The 18,675-nt window shown below is 65.4% G+C and carries 14 protein-coding genes; 8 read left to right on the top strand and 6 right to left on the bottom strand.

The window, feature by feature from the left end; translation table 11 throughout:
• The 8 genes from C1926_RS11630 (at position 1) to C1926_RS11595 (ending at position 9,222) form a co-directional block, all read left to right on the top strand.
• On the top strand, positions 1–834 hold the full coding sequence (locus C1926_RS11630) for an ABC transporter ATP-binding protein (protein ID WP_108759293.1): 834 nt from the start codon (positions 1–3) through the stop codon (positions 832–834).
• Positions 818–1,594: an ABC transporter permease gene (locus C1926_RS11625; RefSeq protein ID WP_006442371.1), complete on the top strand. Its 777-nt coding sequence runs from the start codon at positions 818–820 to the stop codon at positions 1,592–1,594. The genes C1926_RS11630 and C1926_RS11625 overlap by 17 nt, the downstream gene beginning before the upstream one ends.
• Positions 1,595–1,728: 134 nt before the next feature.
• On the top strand, positions 1,729–3,165 hold the full coding sequence (locus C1926_RS11620) for a porin (RefSeq protein ID WP_108759292.1): 1,437 nt from the start codon (positions 1,729–1,731) through the stop codon (positions 3,163–3,165).
• A gap of 65 nt (positions 3,166–3,230) precedes the next feature.
• Positions 3,231–3,455 (top strand): AbrB/MazE/SpoVT family DNA-binding domain-containing protein, encoded by a 225-nt coding sequence (locus C1926_RS11615; RefSeq protein WP_108759291.1) that lies wholly within the window; start codon positions 3,231–3,233, stop codon positions 3,453–3,455.
• Between the two features lie 6 nt (positions 3,456–3,461).
• Positions 3,462–3,860 (top strand): type II toxin-antitoxin system VapC family toxin, encoded by a 399-nt coding sequence (locus C1926_RS11610; protein ID WP_079221777.1) that lies wholly within the window; start codon positions 3,462–3,464, stop codon positions 3,858–3,860.
• Between the two features lie 44 nt (positions 3,861–3,904).
• Positions 3,905–6,496 (top strand): bifunctional aconitate hydratase 2/2-methylisocitrate dehydratase, encoded by a 2,592-nt coding sequence (gene acnB, locus C1926_RS11605; RefSeq protein WP_108759290.1) that lies wholly within the window; start codon positions 3,905–3,907, stop codon positions 6,494–6,496.
• A gap of 137 nt (positions 6,497–6,633) precedes the next feature.
• Positions 6,634–8,409 (top strand): WG repeat-containing protein, encoded by a 1,776-nt coding sequence (locus tag C1926_RS11600; RefSeq protein WP_159095093.1) that lies wholly within the window; start codon positions 6,634–6,636, stop codon positions 8,407–8,409.
• Positions 8,410–8,730: 321 nt separating this feature from the next.
• Positions 8,731–9,222 carry an energy transducer TonB gene (locus tag C1926_RS11595; protein ID WP_108759288.1) on the top strand — a complete coding sequence of 164 codons (492 nt, stop codon included), beginning with the start codon at positions 8,731–8,733 and terminating at the stop codon, positions 9,220–9,222.
• A 416-nt stretch (positions 9,223–9,638) separates the two neighbouring features.
• Here C1926_RS11595 and C1926_RS11590 read toward each other — a convergent pair whose 3' ends face one another.
• The 6 genes from C1926_RS11590 to C1926_RS11565 form a co-directional block, all read right to left on the bottom strand.
• Positions 9,639–10,610, bottom strand: a complete 972-nt coding sequence (locus C1926_RS11590; RefSeq protein ID WP_159095091.1) for an HNH endonuclease — start codon at positions 10,608–10,610, stop codon at positions 9,639–9,641.
• Between the two features lie 45 nt (positions 10,611–10,655).
• Positions 10,656–11,729 (bottom strand): chemotaxis response regulator protein-glutamate methylesterase, encoded by a 1,074-nt coding sequence (locus tag C1926_RS11585; protein WP_079221787.1) that lies wholly within the window; start codon positions 11,727–11,729, stop codon positions 10,656–10,658.
• Entirely contained in the window at positions 11,726–12,322 is a 597-nt protein-coding gene (cheD, locus tag C1926_RS11580; RefSeq protein ID WP_108759286.1) for a chemoreceptor glutamine deamidase CheD, read from the bottom strand. Before cheD ends, C1926_RS11585 begins: the two co-directional genes overlap by 4 nt.
• Positions 12,319–13,188: a CheR family methyltransferase gene (locus C1926_RS11575; protein ID WP_108746633.1), complete on the bottom strand. Its 870-nt coding sequence runs from the start codon at positions 13,186–13,188 to the stop codon at positions 12,319–12,321. Before C1926_RS11575 ends, cheD begins: the two co-directional genes overlap by 4 nt.
• A 33-nt stretch (positions 13,189–13,221) precedes the next feature.
• Positions 13,222–15,507, bottom strand: a complete 2,286-nt coding sequence (locus tag C1926_RS11570) for a methyl-accepting chemotaxis protein (protein ID WP_108759285.1) — start codon at positions 15,505–15,507, stop codon at positions 13,222–13,224.
• Between the two features lie 783 nt (positions 15,508–16,290).
• A complete protein-coding gene (locus C1926_RS11565) occupies positions 16,291–18,657 on the bottom strand; it encodes a methyl-accepting chemotaxis protein (RefSeq protein WP_108759284.1) in 2,367 nt (788 codons plus the stop codon).
• Between the last annotated feature and the right edge of the window lie 18 nt (positions 18,658–18,675).

The raw sequence follows: 18,675 nt of genomic DNA, 5'->3' as shown, positions 1-18,675 counted from the left end.
ATGGCCCTCAATGCCACCGTGCGCCAGCTCAACGGCGCGCCGCAGCTGGAGCCTGCACAGACCATGGTCGCCATCAACAAGGTGACCATGTCCTTCGGCGAATTTACCGCCGTGCGTGATGTCGACATCCAGGTGGGCGACGGCGAGTTCCTCGCCATCGTCGGCCCCACCGGCTGCGGCAAGAGCACCATCCTCAATTCCGTGGCGGGGCTGCTGAAGCCGTCGTCCGGCGAAGTGGCCATCGACGGACGCGCGGTCAGCGGCGTGCAGGAGTCGGTCGGCTACCTGTTCCAGCAGGATGCGCTGCTGCCGTGGAAGACGGCCTACCAGAACGTCGAGCTGGGCCTGCGCTTCCGCGGCGTGCCCGAGGCCGAGCGCAGGGCCAAGGCCAATGCGTGGCTGGCCAAGGTCGGCCTGACGGGCTTCGAGCACCGTTACCCGCACCAGCTGTCCGGTGGCCAGCGCAAGCGCGTGCAGATGGCGCAGGCGCTGATCGTCGAGCCGAAGGTGATCCTGATGGACGAGCCGTTCTCGGCGCTGGACATCCACACCCGCCACCTGATGCAGAACGAACTGCTGCGCCTGTGGCAGGAGGATCGCCGCTCGGTGATCCTGATCACCCACGATCTGGAAGAAGCCATCGCCCTGGGTGACCGCGTGGTGGTGCTGTCTTCCGGCCCGGCCAGCCGCGTCGTGCGCAGCTTCGATGTGGGCCTGGAACGGCCGCGCAATGTTGCCGAGATCAAGCTGGACGAACGTTTCACCGACCTGTACCGCGACATCTGGGCCTGCCTGCGCGGCGAAGTGGAGAAGAGCTATGCACGCCAAGACTGACAAGATCATCCAGCTGGCCCTGGTCATCGCCGTGTTCGGTGGCTGGGAAGGCGGCATCGCGCTGGGCGTGATCGATCCGTTCTTCTTCCCCTCGCCGACGGCGATCGTGCAGCAGGCGTGGACCTGGCTGTCCGATACATCCTTCTACCAGCACGTCTACATCACCCTGACCGAAACCGCGCTGGGTTACCTGATCGGTACCGGCCTGGGTGTGGCCGGTGGCGTCTGGCTCGGCCTGAGCCGCCGCTCGGCGCGCATCCTGGATCCCTTCATCAAGGGCTTCAATGCGATCCCGCGCGTGGTGCTGGCGCCGATCTTCGTGCTCTGGCTGGGCCTGGGCCTGTGGTCGAAGGTGGCCCTGGCGGTGACCCTGGTGTTCTTCACCACCTTCTTCAACGCCATGCAGGGCGTGCGTGAAGTGAATCCGGTGGTGCTGGCCAACGCGCGCATCCTCGGTGCGGGCCGCAGCGACCTGCTGCGCCACGTCTACTTCCCCGCGGCTGCCAGCTGGATCCTGTCGTCGCTGCGGACCTCGGTCGGCTTCGCCGTGGTCGGCGCCATCATCGGCGAGTACCTGGGCGCTTCGGCAGGCCTGGGCTACCTGATCGCGCAGGCCGAAGGCAACTTCAATGCCGTGGGTGTGTTTGCCGGCATCATCATCCTGGCCGCCTTCGTGCTGGTCATCGATGCCCTGCTCGACGTGGTCGAGAACAAGCTGATCACCTGGCGTCCCAACGCCCAGGCACAGGCCACCAGCTGACCGCGCTGCGCTGAGCCCGCATGCCGTGCCGCCGGGCTGATCCGGCGGCGCGCGCTGCCTCCCCCGATCTTCCCCCGCACCACCGCAACAGGCCAGCGCCAGGCCAGGGGGCCGGCTGGCCGGAGAGAGAACCCATGAACACGCACACCGTGCTGCCCCGCGCAGCGCTGTCGGTCGCGCTCGGCCTGCTGTTGGCCAGCGGCCATGCCGGGGCACAGCCCGCCCCGGCCCCGTTGAGCCAGGCCGAACTGTCAGCGCTGGTGCAGCAGCAGGCACTGCAGATCCAGCAGCTTGAAGCCCGCCTGCGTGCGGTTGAAGGCGGGCAGGGCGGCGCTGCAGCCGCCGTGGCGACGCCGGGCCCGGCAGCGTCCCCTGCGCTGGAAACGCGTGTGGCCGCGCTGGAGTCGAGCCAGTCCAAGTCGCCCAAGGTGTCCTGGGCCAAGGGCGCGCCGGAGTTCAGCAGCGCCGACGGCAAGGTCGCCTTCCGCCCGCGCGGCCGCCTGTTCGTCGATGGCTCCAGTACCGACGGTTCGTCGGTGGCTGGCCGCAACATTTCCGGCACCGAGATCCGCTCGGTGCGCCTGGGTGCCGAGGGCCGCTACGGCATCCTGGGCTGGGCGGTGGAGGGTGACTTCGCCGACAACGCAGTGGCCTGGAAATCGGTCTATGCGACCGTGGACCACACCCTGTTCGGCCTGCCGGCCGACCTGACCGTGGGCAACCGGCTGAACGACCGTGGCATCGACGGCTCCAGCAGCACCTCCAACACGCCGTTCCCGGACCGCAACGTGGTCGGCACGCTGATGCTGCCGCAGCGTGGTCTGTTCGGCGTGGGCCTGACCGAGCGCGTGTACGGCAAGGGTTGGCACGCCAGCCTGTCGGTGGCAGGCAACGATCTGAACAACGCCGGCAACGACAACGACAGCCAGACCTGGGCCACGCGCGTGCACTGGAATCCGGTGGCCAGCAAGGCCGCCACCGTGCACCTGGGGGCCTGGGCCTTCCACGAGGAGATCGCCGCCGGTGCCAGCGGGGTGCTGCGCAGCTCGGCCATTGCCGGGCACTTCAACGATCTGGTGAAGATCGCCCCGGGCACCCTGGTGGGCGCCGAGCGCAGCACGGCCTATGGCCTGGAAGCGGCCGGGTTCTTCGGCCCGGCATGGGCCACCGGCGAATGGGGCACGCGCAACCTGCGCGGTGTCGACGCCAGCGGCCGTTACGACCTGGACCATGAGGCCTGGGCGGTGTCGGCGGGCTGGTTCCTGGCGGGCGCGCTTCCGGCGTACTCGGGCAAGGCCGGCACCTGGGGCAAGGTGAAGGTGGCCGACCCGGTGACCGATGGCGGCGCCGGGGCCTGGGAACTGAAGGCGCGCTATGAGGACGTGGACTACGCCGAGCTGCCCACCGGCGGCACCGGCCACGCGTGGACGCTGGGAACGAACTGGTACCTGAACGACTACAGCCGGGTGATGTTCGAGGCGATCCGCTGGCAGACCTACAACCGCAGCGGCAGCGGGCAGGGCAGGGACGAGGGCACGACCTTCAATACCCGCCTGCAGGTGGTCTTCTAAGTACGCGGGTGGCGGTATGGCCCCTTCGGTATGTATAATTCGTGCATACCGAAGAGGGCCTACCCATGGAAGCCACCGTTGCAGAGCGCGGACAGATCACCCTGCCCAAGGCAGTGCGTGACGCGCTGGGCCTGACCAAGGGCACCCAGCTGAAGGTCGAGCTGGACGGCAGCCGGATCATTCTGCGCAAGAGTGTTGACGATGCCATTTCACGGGCGCGCGGCAAGTTCGCGCTGGATGGCTTCGATTCGGCCGAGGCCGCCGTGCGCGCCGTGCGCGACGAGGACTAAGCCGTGATGATCGCCGTCGATTCCCCGGTGCTGGTCGAACTGCTGAGCAACGGCCCGCAGGCCGATGCAGTGGAGGCCTGCCTGCGGCAGAGCCTGGTCGGCGGCCGCGTGGTGGTCTGCGGCGCGACCCTGGCTGAAGTCTGCGCCTCGCTGCGCGGCGGCGCCGAGGTGCTGGAAGCACTCGAAGAAATGGGCGTGCACTTCAATGCGCTGGAGGCCAAGTCGGCCCTGCGCGCCGGCGAGATGCACCGCCGCCACCGCCAGCGCAGCGGCAGCCGCCGCAGCCTGGACGATTTCATGGTCGGCGCCCACGCACTGCTGCAGTGTGATGGCCTGATCACCTGGAACGACACGTTTTACCGCGACTACTTCAAGGGCCTGAAGCTGATCGTGCCGCAAGCCTGAGCCCATTTTTGTTTTTTCAACCTACGCATTACCCGGGAGTTGTCATGTTGGAAGCCTACCGCCACCACGTCGCCGAGCGCGCTGCGCTTGGCATCCCGCCGCTGCCGCTGAGCGCGCAGCAGACGGCCGATGTCATCGAACTGCTGAAGAACCCGCCGCAGGGCGAGGCCGAGTTCCTGCTCGACCTGCTGACCCACCGCGTGCCGGCCGGCGTCGACGATGCTGCCAAAGTCAAAGCCTCGTACCTGGCGGCCATCGCCCTGGGCAGCGAGCAGAACCCGCTGATCAGCCGCGAGCGCGCCACCGAACTGCTGGGCACCATGCTCGGCGGTTACAACGTCGCCCCGCTGGTGCAGCTGCTGGACGATGCGGCCATCGGCACCATCGCCGCTGCGGGCCTGAAGAAGACCCTGCTGGTCTTCGACGCCTTCCATGACGTGCAGGAAAAGGCCAAGGCCGGCAACGCCAACGCCCAGTCCGTGCTGCAGAGCTGGGCCGATGCCGAGTGGTTCACCAGCAACCCGGAAGTGCCGCAGAGCCTGACCGTCACCGTGTTCAAGGTGCCGGGCGAAACCAACACCGACGACCTGTCGCCGGCCCCGGACGCGACCACCCGCCCTGACATTCCGATGCACGCCCTGGCGATGCTGAAGAACAAGCGCGACGATGCGGCGTTCACCCCGGAAGAAGACGGCAAGCGCGGTCCGATCCAGCAGATCCTCGACCTCAAGGACAAGGGCCACCTGGTTGCCTACGTCGGCGACGTGGTCGGCACCGGTTCCTCGCGCAAGTCGGCCACCAACAGCGTGCTGTGGTGGACCGGCGATGACATTCCGTTCATCCCGAACAAGCGCGCCGGTGGCGTCTGCCTGGGCGGCAAGATCGCCCCGATCTTCTACAACACCATGGAAGATGCCGGCGCCCTGCCGATCGAGCTGGACGTTTCGCAGATGGAGCACGGCGACGTGGTCGAGCTGCGTCCGTACGACGGCAAGGCACTGAAGAACGGCGAAGTGATCGCCGAGTTCGAAGTGAAGAGCGAAGTGCTGTTCGACGAAGTGCGCGCCGGTGGCCGCATTCCGCTGATCATCGGCCGCGGCCTGACCGGCAAGGCGCGTGAAGCGCTGGGCCTGGCCCCGACCGACCTGTTCCGCCTGCCGGTGCAGCCGGCCGACAACGGCAAGGGCTTCTCGCTGGCACAGAAGATGGTCGGCCGCGCCTGTGGCCTGGCAGAAGGCCAGGGCATGCGCCCGGGCACCTACTGCGAACCGAAGATGACCTCGGTCGGCTCGCAGGACACCACCGGCCCGATGACCCGTGACGAGCTGAAGGACCTGGCCTGCCTGGGCTTCTCGGCCGACCTGGTGATGCAGTCGTTCTGCCACACCGCCGCGTACCCGAAGCCGGTGGACGTGAAGACCCACCACACCCTGCCGGAGTTCATCTCCACCCGTGGCGGCGTCTCGCTGCGCCCGGGCGACGGCGTGATCCACAGCTGGCTCAACCGCATGCTGCTGCCGGACACCGTCGGTACCGGTGGTGACTCGCACACCCGTTTCCCGGTGGGCATTTCGTTCCCGGCCGGTTCGGGCCTGGTCGCCTTCGCTGCGGCCACCGGCGTCATGCCGCTGGACATGCCGGAATCGGTGCTGGTGCGCTTCAAGGGCCAGATGCAGCCGGGCGTCACCCTGCGTGACCTGGTCAACGCCATTCCGCTGTACGCCATCAAGTCGGGCCTGCTGACCGTGGCCAAGGCTGGCAAGAAGAACATCTTCTCCGGCCGCATCCTGGAAATCGAAGGCCTGCCGGAGCTGAAGGTCGAACAGGCGTTCGAACTGTCCGACGCCTCGGCCGAGCGCTCGGCGGCCGGTTGCTCGGTGCGCCTGAACAAGGAGCCGATCATCGAGTACCTGACCAGCAACATCACCCTGCTGAAGTGGATGATTGCCGAGGGTTACCAGGATCCGCGTTCGCTGCAGCGCCGTATCGAGAAGATGGAAGCGTGGCTGGCCAACCCGGAGCTGCTGGAGCCGGATGCCGACGCCGAATACGCTGCCGTCATCGAGATCGACCTGGCCGACATCCACGAGCCGATCGTGGCCTGCCCGAACGACCCGGACGACGTGAAGACCCTGTCCGAAGTCGCTGGCGCCAAGATCGACGAAGTGTTCATCGGTTCGTGCATGACCAACATCGGTCACTTCCGTGCCGCTGCCAAGCTGCTGGAAGGCAAGCGCGACCTGCCGACCCGCCTGTGGGTGGCCCCGCCGACCAAGATGGACGCCTCGGAGCTGACCAAGGAAGGCGTGTACGGCACCTTCGGCGCCACCGGTGCACGCATGGAAATGCCGGGCTGCTCGCTGTGCATGGGCAACCAGGCGCAGATCCGCGAAGGCTCCACCGCGATGTCGACCTCGACCCGCAACTTCCCGAACCGCCTGGGCCGCAACACCAACGTGTACCTGGGTTCGGCCGAGCTGGCCGCGATCTGCTCGCGTCTGGGCCGCATCCCGACCAAGGAAGAGTACATGGCCGATGTGGGCGTCATTGCCGCCAGCGGCGCGGAGATCTACCGCTACATGAACTTCGACCAGATCGAGGAATACCAGGACGTGGCCAAGACGGTCGCTGCCTGATCCTGCTGATCGGTTGATGATGTAAACGAAGAACCCCCGGTGAAAGCCGGGGGTTCTTTGTGGACAGGGCAATTTCGTAGAAATTGTATGTTTCCGGCGATGCATGGCGCCTACCGTGGATGCCCTCCATTCGGGTCTTGCCTGAGATGCGCCGTTCATTTCTGCTGACGACTTGCAGCCCTGCCCATCGCCGCAGCGCCATCACCCAAGCCTTCGCGGCTCTGCTGGCATCCGTACTTCTGACCCTGCCGCCATCGGTCGGCGCAACGCCGGCGTCTGCGATGCCGCAGCCTGTTAAGCCGCCGCCACGTCTCGATGAAACTACGCGCCACAGCCTCTGTCATGAGGGCCGCTGCGTGGTGCTGGATGGCACAGGCCGGCAACTGGCCGAGCATCGGGGAATACAGTACATCCGCCCATTCAAAAATGGATTGGCGGTCTTCGAAAGGGGGGAGAACAGGGGCGTCATGAATTCAGAAGGACGTATCGTCCTTGAAGCGAATTACGACTGGGTTGAGATACATGACAACGGGGTGATCGAAGCCAAGGTGTTGCTGCGGAAACCGCCCAAGGCGTACACGCGAATTGACTTCTTCAATGCACGGGGCCGATTGGCGCGTCGGTTTGAGGGGAAAGGCGAGAACGATCTCCTGCGCTCGGCGTCCTGGGCTGGAAACCCGGCTGTAGAACTCTGCAACAGTGAAAAGCGGCGCTGCACGACTCGCTTCCTTGACGCGAAGGGCAAGTCCGGTCCCGTTTTCAGTGTCTTTGGTAGTTTTGGTCCCGTGGGTCATGAGGGGGAAGTGGCCATCGCTTCGCGCGATGGTGTCCACTTTGGCCTGGTTGATCGATCACTGGCAGGCATAGGGCGCCAGGACTACGATCAGATGACCTTCAACAGTTCGGGTTTCGCGCTCGCCACCCAGGGCGGGAACGACACGGTGCTCGATCCCCAGGGGGTGCAAGTGGCGCCCATGGGTCGATATCGGTTCGAGTTTGGTCGGGGTGAGTACCTGATTTCTGCGGTAGCCGAAGACGGTGCGTGCCTGCATTTCACGCGCGCGGGTTCGATGTTTCCCACGCCTGCAGGCCACTGTATGAAGACAGATAGGTTCGCTGAACGAGTGGGCTACGTAATTTTCAGTTCGGAAGATGATGAATACGTTGTAGGTCTGGATGGGTCGCTGCGCTCCCTGCAACGCGCTGCAGGCCTGCATCCGTTGAACCGCAGGATCGTCGAGTATCAAAAGCCCGGCGAAGCGGGGGTGCGTTTCATGATGCTGGAAGATGGCAGCATCTCGTCTTCCCTGTACTACCGACTTGCGCCTTTTCAAACCGCGGAAGGACTGGATGACCAACTGCTGTTGGCCCAAGCCGATGGAGGATGGGGTGTAATAGATGCTACGGGTGCTTGGCTGATTCCTCCTCGCTACCGTCGAATAAGACCATTGGGTCTGAATCTGGTCGCGGCATTCGAACGGCCGGGATATGACCCCGGGTATCACATACTCGATCTGCGTGGCAATGCGGTGGCTGATTTCACGCTGCATGATCCCTTGCCGGAGTTTTTGGCGGATGGAACAAAGGTTTACGCGCTCTCACTACGTGGCCGTTGGGGTCTTCTGGATGAGTCGGGGCGGTGGAGGCTGGCGCCCCGCTACGGCTACGTGAATGTTTCGAAAGGCCTGGTTTCCGTGCGTGAGCGAAACAGTGCCGGTGATATTACGGTCAATTTTCTTGACCCGGACACAGAAACGACGCTGTTCGAACAGGGATTTCTATCTATTCATTCTCGAGCGGATGGTCTGTTTGAGACGTTGAAGACAGATCAGACCTTGGAGCTGATCACGCTTGACGGGACCGTTCTGGCGAGCTTGCACCACGTCCCAACCGAGAGCAGAAGCAGTAACTGATTGGGTGACTGGAACCCGACGCTATCCACTCGGCTGACGGGACGCCTGCTCGAGCGCATCCCGACCAAGGAAGAGTACATGGCCGATATGGGCGTAATCGCCGCCAGCGGCAGCGAGATCTACCGCTACATGAACTTCGATCAGATCGAGGAATACCAGGCCGTGGCCAACACCGTCGCTACCTGAAGCTGGTGCTGGCCGCTGGCGGGCAACCTGTTGAGATGAAAAACCCCCGGTGAAAGCCGGGGGCTTTTTGTAGGCGCCGGTTGCGTGCGTCGGCGACGCGCTAGACTTCGACGCGGTCTTTTTTGGCGGACACGGATGTTCGCGGATCGACGACGCTGGCTGGCACTGGCAGTAATGATGACGGGCTGGGTGATGGCACCCGCTGCGATCGCACAAGAGGACGTGCAGGCCGATGAAGCGGCTGCCGAGAGGCGGATGAGTGCTGACAAACGCCGGGTGTTCCTGCTGCAGGAGCAGTTTCTGGAGATCGCCCGTGCCAACGCGGCACGGTCGGAGGCCGCCGAAAGGGTGGAGATCTACGCCTCGGTCGATGCGGACTCGCAACGGCAGCATCCCGTGCACATTGAGAACTATCAGAAGCCAGAGCGCGGTGATGGCATCGCCACCCTGCTGGTGGACGTAGACGAGCAGGGCAACCCGGTTGCCGTGGAACTTGCGCGCGGCAGCGGATCGGGGGAGCTGGACGCAGCGGCCGTGGAGGCGGCGCATCGCGGGCGCTACAACGCTGCCAGCAGGGATGGCGTACCGGTGCGTGGAGAGGTGCAAGTTGCGGTGTGGGGACCGTAACGGCGATTGCGTGATGTGGCGTGCTGCCCACGCCGGGTAGGCAGTTGAAGCGGAAAATCCTGGCGCGTTCCGGGGTCATCGGCTGCTGGATGGTCCAGCCGGCAATGCCTTGGAGGCGCCGCCCGGCTGTGAGCAAATTGCCCCGGCCGCCGGAGACGTCCATCTCGAACCACGACAGCCCATTGCGGTGCAATGCACGGATGCAGGCCTGATTCCGTGCGCGGTCCAATTCGATGCAGTACTGGCGACGGATCTTCGCTTCTGTTGCACGTGGGCACGACAGGCCTGCGCGGGACTACATCAGCTTGCCGTGAATTGCGTGATCGGGATGGTCCCTCTGGGGCGTAAGAGCAGTGGCAAGGTCAACCCTGGCATCTGCTGCAACGTCTCACTGCTGCCGTTGGTATCTGACTTCGCTAGCGAGGCGCGCCTATCTGCAAGCCGAGCTTTTCAATGTGTGCCCTCAATTCGGCCGGTATCTCGTTCAAGTCAATGGCTTCCCATGGTCGTTCCAGCTTCAACGCTGCTGTTCGTTCCGAAACCACTCGCTCCCGGTCCGACAGATCGACAATCGACACAGTTGCGTTTCCACCCGTTGAATGCAAGCCCCAAGGCAATGCAAGATCTGGCAGGGCAAAGTCGCTTTCGTCAATGTGACTGTCTTTTTTTGAAAGCGGAAGGCAGAACTCGAATACGAAATTCTGAAAGCAGAGAATGGCTAGCAGTCTCGGATGTCGCCTGCTTCTTTCCTTCCGCTTCCATATCGAAATGGATGGATGCAGGAAAGGATGGTGCCCGGAGAGCATCGTGAGCTTTGTTACAAGCATGCGTGGGTCGGGAGGAGGCGACGTTGAAATCCCTCGGACCCAATCGACACAGCGTCGATGAAGCTTCAGTTCCTGTTCCGGAAGTGCGGCAATCGCCATTTTTGCGAAGCACTTGAATACGCGGGCTGGTCTGTAGGGATTTGTCTTTGTTTTTATCAGGATCGATTCTGAGGCCGCAACGTCGCAAATAAGACTGGAGTCTTGGTGCTCGACCAGAACCAAGCAATCATTAATGCGTTCAACTCTCTCTCCTTCTTTGGATTTGAATCCCGGGACGCCCTTTTTCCCTTTTACGGCTGTAGTGGTGCGCAGAATTCCCAGGAAGTTCGCAAGGTCATTCTCAAGGTTCCTGTCGAAGTACGAATTGCAGTCATCGCACTCATCCCGTGAATAGATGAATTTGTTTCCAATCAGCTCAGGAAGTGCGTGGGCTTCGGACTTGAATGTCACGTCGACCGGCGTCTTTCGGCAGTATCTGCAGGCACCTTGCGCACCTATTTCAATTCGTTTGTCTGGATGGAGTGAGATAATTCTGGTGTAGTCTTTCAGCAAGTTGAACAATCCGTATTCCTCTCTGTCCGTCAAGCTTTCTCGGGAAAGTATTGTCTAGCCGCGCGCCAGGGCCAGCAACCGCTCGGCGATCCGTTCCAGCGGCACCTGCTCCTCGGCCGCGCCCAGCTTGAATGCCGAACCGGGCATGCCCCAGACCACGCTGGTGGCTTCGTCCTGCACCAGGGTCGGTGCGCCGGCCTGGCGCATCTCCAGCAGGCCGCGTGCGCCGTCGTCACCCATGCCGGTGAGGATCGCGCCGATGGCATTGCCGCCGGCGGCCTGCGCCACTGAGCGGAACAGCACGTCCACCGCCGGCTTGTGCCGGTTCACCGCCGGGCCGTCATCGACGCGGCAACGCCAGCGCGCACCGTCGCGGATGATGCGCAGGTGCTTGCCGCCCGGGGGCAGGTAGGCATGGCCGGGCAGCACGGCTTCGCCATCGCTGGCTTCGCGTACCGCCATGGCCGAGTGGCGGTCCAGGCGTTCGGCGAAGGCCGTGCTGAAGCTGGCCGGCAGGTGCTGGGTCATCACCACGGCCGGGGCATCGGCAGGCAGGCCTTCCAGCACCACGCGCAGTGCTTCGGTGCCGCCGGCCGACGAGCCGATGGCAATCAGCCGGTCGGTGGTGCGGAACTGCGGCGCAGCCGGGCGCACCGCGGGCGCGGTATCGAGGATGAGCTTGGGCGTGGCGGCGCGCATCAGCGGGCGCACGCGCGAGCGCGCGGCCATCTTCACCTTGGCGATGATTTCATCGGCGTAGCCCTGCAGCCCACGGGCCACGTCGAGCTTGGGCTTGGAGACGAAGTCGACCGCGCCCAGGGCAAGCGCCTGCAGGGTGGTGTCGGCACCGCGCTCGGTCAGCGAGGAAATCATCACCACCGGCAGCGGATGCAGGCGCATCAGGTTTTCCAGGAACGCGAGGCCGTCCATGCGCGGCATTTCCACGTCCAGGGTGATCACGTCCGGCGCCAGGCGCTTGATCTTCTCGCGCGCCAGCAGCGGGTCAGCGGCGGTGCCGACCACATCGATGCCCGGGTCGCTGGACAGGATCTCGGTGAGCATCTGCCGTACGACGGCGGAGTCGTCGACGATCAGGACCCGGCAGGGGGCGTTGCCGGGCAGGGTCATTCGAACAGCTCCACGCCACCGGTGACCGGGGCCTTGGACAGGCGTGCACGCACGGCCGATTCGGTCGCGGCCACTTCGGCTTCATGGGCATGCGGCAGGCGCTGCACCACCACGCGGCCGGTATCGGCGAAGAACCAGATCTTGCGCGGGTGGATGCCGCACAGGTCCTCGGCGAGGATCGGGATGTGCTCGGCCTGCAGGTACTGGCGCACGAACTCGGCGTTGCGGGTGCCCACCGGGTTGCTGGTGAAGCCCTTGAGCACGTTGGCGCCGCCGAACACCTTTGCTTCGATGCGCTTGCGGTGTGCGCCGCGCTTGAGCATGTCGTTGATCAGCAGTTCCATGGCATAGCTGCCATAGCGCGCAGGTGCGCCGTCGCCGGCATTGCCTTCGGGCAGCAGGAAGTGGTTCATGCCGCCGATCTTCAGCACCGGGTCGCGCAGGCAGGCCGCCACGCAGGAGCCCAGCGTGGTGGTCAGCGCGGTGGTGTCATCGACCACCAGGTACTGGGTCGGCAGCAGCTTGGCGGCGACAGTCTTGAAGCGCGCATCCTGGTAGCGCATCACATCATCGGTACGCAGCGAGGCATTCATGCGCCGGCCCCCTGTGCGCGGCGGTACAGGGTGCGGCCGCAGGGCTGGATCAGGTCGGCCGCATGCAGGTAGTTCTCCGAATGGCCGGTGTAGAGCAGGCCGTCTTCGTTGAGGTGCTGCACGAGGCGGCCGAGGATGGCGCGCTGGGTCGGCTTGTCGAAGTAGATCATGACGTTGCGGCAGAACAGCGCGTCGAACGGGCCGCCGACGTCGTAGCGCGGGGCCAGCAGGTTGAGCGGGCGGAAGTCGATCAGCTCGCGCAGCGCGGGCAGCACCCGGCACTGGCCTTCGTTGGGGCCGCTGCCCCGCTGGAAGTAGCGACGGCGCAGGTCCGGGTCGAGGTTGGTGACGCGGTCGATGTTGTAGACACCGCGGCTGGCGGTGGCCAGCACCTGGGTATCCACGTCGGTGGCCACGATGCGCACCGGCGGCTTCAGGGTACCGAACGCCTCACAGGCCGTGATGGCCATGGAGTAGGGCTCCTCACCGGTGGAGGCGGCGCACGACCACAGCAGCAGCGGGCTGCGGGTGGAGCGCTGCTGCAGTTCCTCGCGCAGCTTGTCGAAATGGTGCGGCTCGCGGAAGAACGAGGTGAGGTTGGTGGTCAGCGCGTTGGTGAACGCCTGCCACTCATCGCCACCGTCCTGCTCCAGATGGTCCAGGTACTGCTGGAAACTGCGCATGCCCAGCGTGCGCAGGCGGCGCGACAGGCGGCCGTACACCATGTCGCGCTTTGCCGGCGCAAGGGCGATGCCCACGCGCTGGTAGATCAGGTCGCAGACGCGGCGGAAATCACGGTCGGCGAACTCGAATTCGCGGGGGCCGGTGACGATGGGAGTAGGACTTTGCACGGGGGACGTGTCCATCGGCGAGGGTGGCAGCCGCAGCCGCCACCGGGATCAGAATTCCTGCCAGTCGCCGTCGCTGGGGGCGACGAAGCTGGAGCTGGAGGACGGGCTGGAACTGGGGCGTCGGGCCGGGGCCGGCGACGCCACCGGCTGCGCACGGCGCGCGGCCACGGCGGGCGCCGGCTCGATGCGGGCGGTGACGGCCTTCACTGCGGCAGCCACCTGGTTGTCGAGGCGGAAGATCGCCACGGCGTCGGCCAGCTGCGCGGCCTGGTCTTCCATTGCACGGGCGGCAGCGGTGGCTTCCTCCACCAGCGCAGCGTTCTGCTGGGTGGTTTCGTCCATCTGCACCACGGTCTGGTTGACCTGCTCGATGCCCGCGCTCTGTTCCTGCGAGGCGGCGGAAATCTCGGCCATGATGTCGGTGACGCGCTGCACCGAGGCGACGATCTCGCCCATGGTGCTGCCCGCCTGGTGCACCAGGCTGGAGCCTTCGGCGACCTTGCCGACCGAATCGTCGATCAGGCCCTTGATTTCCTTCGCGGCGGCGGCGGAGCGCTGGGCGAGGGTGCGTACTTCGCTGGCGACCACGGCGAAGCCGCGGCCCTGTTCACCGGCACGCGCTGCTTCCACGGCGGCATTCAGCGCCAGGATGTTGGTCTGGAAGGCGATGCCGTCGATGACGCTGATGATCTCGGCGATCTTCTTCGACGAGGCTTCGATGGCCGACATGGTGGTGACCACCTGGTTGACCACGCTGCCGCCCTGCGACGCCACGCCCTGTGCGCCGATGGCCAGCTGGTTGGCCTGGCGGGCGTGCTCGGCGTTCTGGCGTACGGTCGAGGTCAACTCTTCCATCGAGGCCGCGGTTTCTTCCAGGTTGGCCGCCTGTTGTTCGGTGCGGCGCGACAGGTCGCTGTTGCCCGATGCGATCTCGCCGGCTGCCAGGGTGATGCTGGAGGCGCTGGCCTGGATCTGGCCGACGATCTGGGTCAGCTGGCTGACGGTGCTGTTGGCATCGTCACGCATGCGCGCGAACACGCCCTGGTAGTCTCCCTGCATGCGCGTGGTCAGGTCGCCTTCGGCGATGGCCGACAGCAGCCGCGAGAGCTTGCCGAGGTTGTCATCGCTGACCGCCATCATGGCGTTGAGGTTTTCCAGCATCAGGCGGAAATCGTGATCGAAGCGCTGCGCGTCGCCGCGGCGGCTGAAATCGCCGGCGGCAGCGGCGCTGGCCAGCTGCTTGATCTCGGTATTGATGCGGCCGAGGTTGGCCTTGACCGTATCCACGGCGGTGGTCATGGCAGCCTTCTCGCCCGGGTAGCGGGCGACGTCGCGGCTGAGGTCGCCGACGGCGTACTGCTTCACTACGTCCAGCACGTCGTGCAGGGTCTGCACGTGGCTGCCGACCAGGGTGTTGGTTTCCTGCACCATCAGGCCGTACTCGCCGGGGAAGGCGCTGGCATCGATGCGGTAGCTCAGTTCACCGGCATCGTGGCGGCGGGCCATTTCGCGCTGGCCGCTGATGACCGCATGCAGCTGCTGCTGCATGCCTGACATGGCGTCCAGCAGGCGACCGGTTTCGTCATGCGGCTGCGGGCCGATGTGGCTGTCGAGCTTGCCCTTGGCGATGCCCTCGGCAACGGCGGTGGCCTGCTTCAGCGGGCCGGCGATGCGGTTGCCGATGATCCAGCTCAGGCCCAGTACGATCAGCACCAGCGCGCCGCCGGCCAGGGTCATCACGCCGGTGAAGGCCCAGGCTTCATGCTGCACGTCGTCCATGTAGACGCCGGTGGTGACCACCCACTGCCACGGTGCGTACATGCCAGCGTAGGTGACCTTGTCGATCAGGCCTTCGCTGCCGGGCTTGCCGGTCCTGTAGTAGGTGAAGCCGCCGCCGATGCGTGCCATGCCGACCTGCAGGTAGTAGATCGGCACGCCGTCATCGGAGGTGTAATCCTTCTGCACGGTGCCGACGCGCTTGGGTGCGAAGGGGTGCATCAGCACGCGGTACTGGGTGTCCAGCACGTTGTAGTAATCGGCATCGTTGTTGGCGCGCATCACTTCCAGCGCCTGCAGGGCGGAGGCCTTGGCGGCGTCTTCGCTGAGTTCGCCGCTGGCGGCCAGGCGCTTGTAGTGGTCGAGGACGCCGTAGGTGAGTTCGACCTGGGTCTTCAGGGCGTCCTTGCGGGTCTTGGTCAGGTCCAGGTACTGCATGCGGGCGGCGATCACCGACAGCGCGATCACGCCGATCGCGATGAGCAGCGTCAGCAGGTTGAGCTTGCGCCGGACGGAGAGGTTGCTGAAGTAGTGTTGCCAGCGATGCAGGAGGTTCATGAAGCGGACCAGGTCGAGACGGGCGGGCGGCGCCAGTACCGGTCAGGGCGCGACAGGCCGTGACAGAACGGTTATCGGCCGGGGGCGGGGAGATTTGAGGGTCACGCGCTTTGCGTATTCAGGGTTCCTTGCAGCGGCGGCTGCGGCGCTGCCTGCGGCAGGCTCTTGAGCCAGGGCAACAGCAACAGCGGTCTGTCGGTGTTTCGTTACATCGAGGGAGGCGGGCCGGGGTGGGCAGGCGGGACACGCGGTGAATACATCCATGTAGCTCGTAGGCGCCGTCCTTGGCGCCTACGGTCCCGCCTGCCCACCCCGGCCCGCCTCTTCGTGCATTGCGTCGGCGGACGGCAAGAGCGGTGTTGTCATCGGGACGGAATTGGGGGTCAGAGCCGTTTTCCTGCGGAAAACGGCTCTGACCCCAAGGGAGGGAGAAAGAGGGGTCGGATCCGTTTTCCGCAGGAAAACGGCTCTGACCCCGGGAACGGTGCAGCTGTTGCTCTTGCTCTTCTTTCTTCAATCCGGGGTGGACGCGCGGGAAACTGTCCGTGGCCGGGCGGGTGGGTTGCGCAGGGGTGTCCGCGGCATGGATGCCGCGGCCAAGCCCCCATGGATGGGTTTACGGCGTCCCCTGCGCAGCCCACCCGCCCGGCCAACCCACAAAATCCCAGCACAAAGAGCGCCCACCCCGAGGGGCTTCGCCGTTGGCTGTTGACCCCGGAACCCCGGAAACGAAAACGCCCCGGCACGAGGCCAGGGCGTCTTCGAAGCCTGCGGCAGCAGATATCAGAACTCCTGCCAGTCTCCGTCCGCCAGTTCGGCAGCCATCGGGCGGCCACCGGTGCTGCGGCGTGCCGGCGGCGCGGCCGGTGCCGGGGCCGGGGCAGCAGCGCGCGGGGCCGGGGCGCGCGGGGCGACCACGGTCTCGGCTTCGTCCACCACGAAGATCGACACGGCCTCGCTCAGGTGGCCGGCCTGTTCTTCCATCGCACGGGCGGCAGCGGTGGCTTCTTCCACCAGTGCAGCATTCTGCTGGGTGGTTTCGTCCATCTGCACCACGGTCTGGTTGACCTGCTCGATGCCGGCCGACTGTTCCTGCGAGGCGGCGGAAATCTCCGCCATGATGTCGGTGACGCGCTGCACCGAGGCGACGATCTCGCCCATGGTCGCGCCAGCCTTGTGCACCAGTGCCGAGCCGTCATTGACCTTGCCGACGGAGTCGTCGATGAGGCCCTTGATCTCCTTCGCGGCAGCGGCGGAGCGCTGGGCGAGGGTGCGCACCTCGCTGGCGACCACGGCGAAGCCGCGGCCCTGTTCACCGGCTCGGGCGGCTTCCACGGCGGCATTCAGCGCCAGGATGTTGGTCTGGAAGGCGATACCGTCGATGACGCTGATGATCTCGGCGATCTTCTTCGAGGATGCCTGGATGGCCGACATGGTGGTGACCACCTGGCCGACCACGTCGCCGCCCTGCGAGGCGACGCCGTGTGCACCGATGGCCAGCTGGTTGGCCTGGCGGGCGTGCTCGGCGTTCTGGCGAACGGTCGAGGTCAGCTCTTCCATCGATGCTGCGGTTTCTTCCAGGTTGGCGGCCTGCTGCTCGGTGCGGCGCGACAGGTCGCTGTTGCCCGAAGCGATTTCGCCGGCGGCCGAGTTGATCGCGCGGCTGGACTGCTTGATGCGGGTGACGATCTCGCTCAGCTGCGCGGCGGTAGCGTTGGCGTCGTCACGCATGCGGGCGAACACGCCCTGGTAGTCGCCGTGCATGCGCACGGTCAGGTCACCCTGCGACAGGGCAGCCAGCAGGCCGGAGATCTGCTCGATGCTGCCGGCGTTGGCGTCCAGCAGGCCGTTGATCTGCTGGGCCAGCTGCAGGAAGAAGCCTTCCTTGCCGGTGGCATCGACGCGGCCTGACAGGTCGCCGGCGGCGGCCTGGGCAATCACGCGGGCCACTTCGGCTTCGACCTGCGCTTCCTGGGTGCGGTCGCGCCACTCCACCACGTAGCCGACGGTGTCACCGGCTTCGTTGCGGATGGTCGATGCCACCTGGGCGAACTGCGCATCGCCGTACTGCATCGGGCGGCGGGCGACGCCATGGGCCTTCAGGTTGGCCACCAGGGTGGCATCCATTTCGCCGCGGTGTTCCAGCACGGTCACCGGCTTGCCGACCAGCGACGCCTGGACGTCGAAGTCCGGCAGGTCGCGGCGCACGTCGTCCTGGTACTGGGCCAGGGTCTGCTGCAGCGCGCGGTTGCTGTAGACGATGGTGTTGTTCGGGTCGGTCAGGTATACGCCGGTGGAGCTGTAGTCCAGGGCGGTACGGATGCGCAGGTTCTCTCGGGCGATGGCGGCGTCGGTCTCGATGCGCTCGCGCAGGTCGCGCTGCATGCGCTGCATGGCCTGCATCAGCTCGCCCACTTCGTCCTGGCGGCTGACATCGATGTGGCCGTCCAGCTTGCCACCGGCGACGTCGTTGGCGACCGAGACGGCGCCACGCACGCTGCCGACCAGGGCACGGGCGAACAGCCACACCAGCACCAGGCCCAGCGCGGCGCCGCCGAACAGGGCGATCACCATCAGCGTGGCCGATGCGGAATAGGTGGATGAGGCCTCGTCACGCGCGGCGCGGGACAGGCGGTTGTCTTCGGCGATCAGCGACTCGAGCGAGGCGGTGGCCTTGCGGTGCTTGGTGCGGGTCTCGCCGACGAAGGTGTCGATGGCGTCGTCGGGCAGCTCCAGTTCCAGCATCTCGTTGACGCTGTCGTAGGAGGCAACGGCGTCCTTCCAGTCCTTGGCGAAGGTGTCGAACAGCTTCTTCTGCTGCGGGTTGTCGATCAGGGTCGGATACTCCTTGATCGCCTTGTCCAGGTTGGTGCGCAGCTCAGCGACGCGGGCATGGGCTTCAGCCTTGACCTCGGCGCTGGCGCGGACCAGCTGCTGGTACTCGGAGTTGCGGATCTCGCCGATCATGCCGCGCATCTCGCCGGCCATGCGGATGCTTTCCATCCGCGAGCCCGCCAGCTCGGTGGTCACGTTGTTCAGCGAATGCAGGCCACGATAGGCGACGATGCCCTGCAGCAGCATCACCAGCAGGATGACGCCGAACGTCAGCAGCAGTTTCGGCATCAGTTTGAGGTTGTTGATCCACGGCATGGGCGTTGCGATCTCCTA

Source organism: Stenotrophomonas sp. ZAC14A_NAIMI4_1, assembly GCF_003086915.1.
Taxonomy (GTDB): domain Bacteria; phylum Pseudomonadota; class Gammaproteobacteria; order Xanthomonadales; family Xanthomonadaceae; genus Stenotrophomonas.
This window is presented reverse-complemented; position numbering and strand designations above follow the sequence as displayed.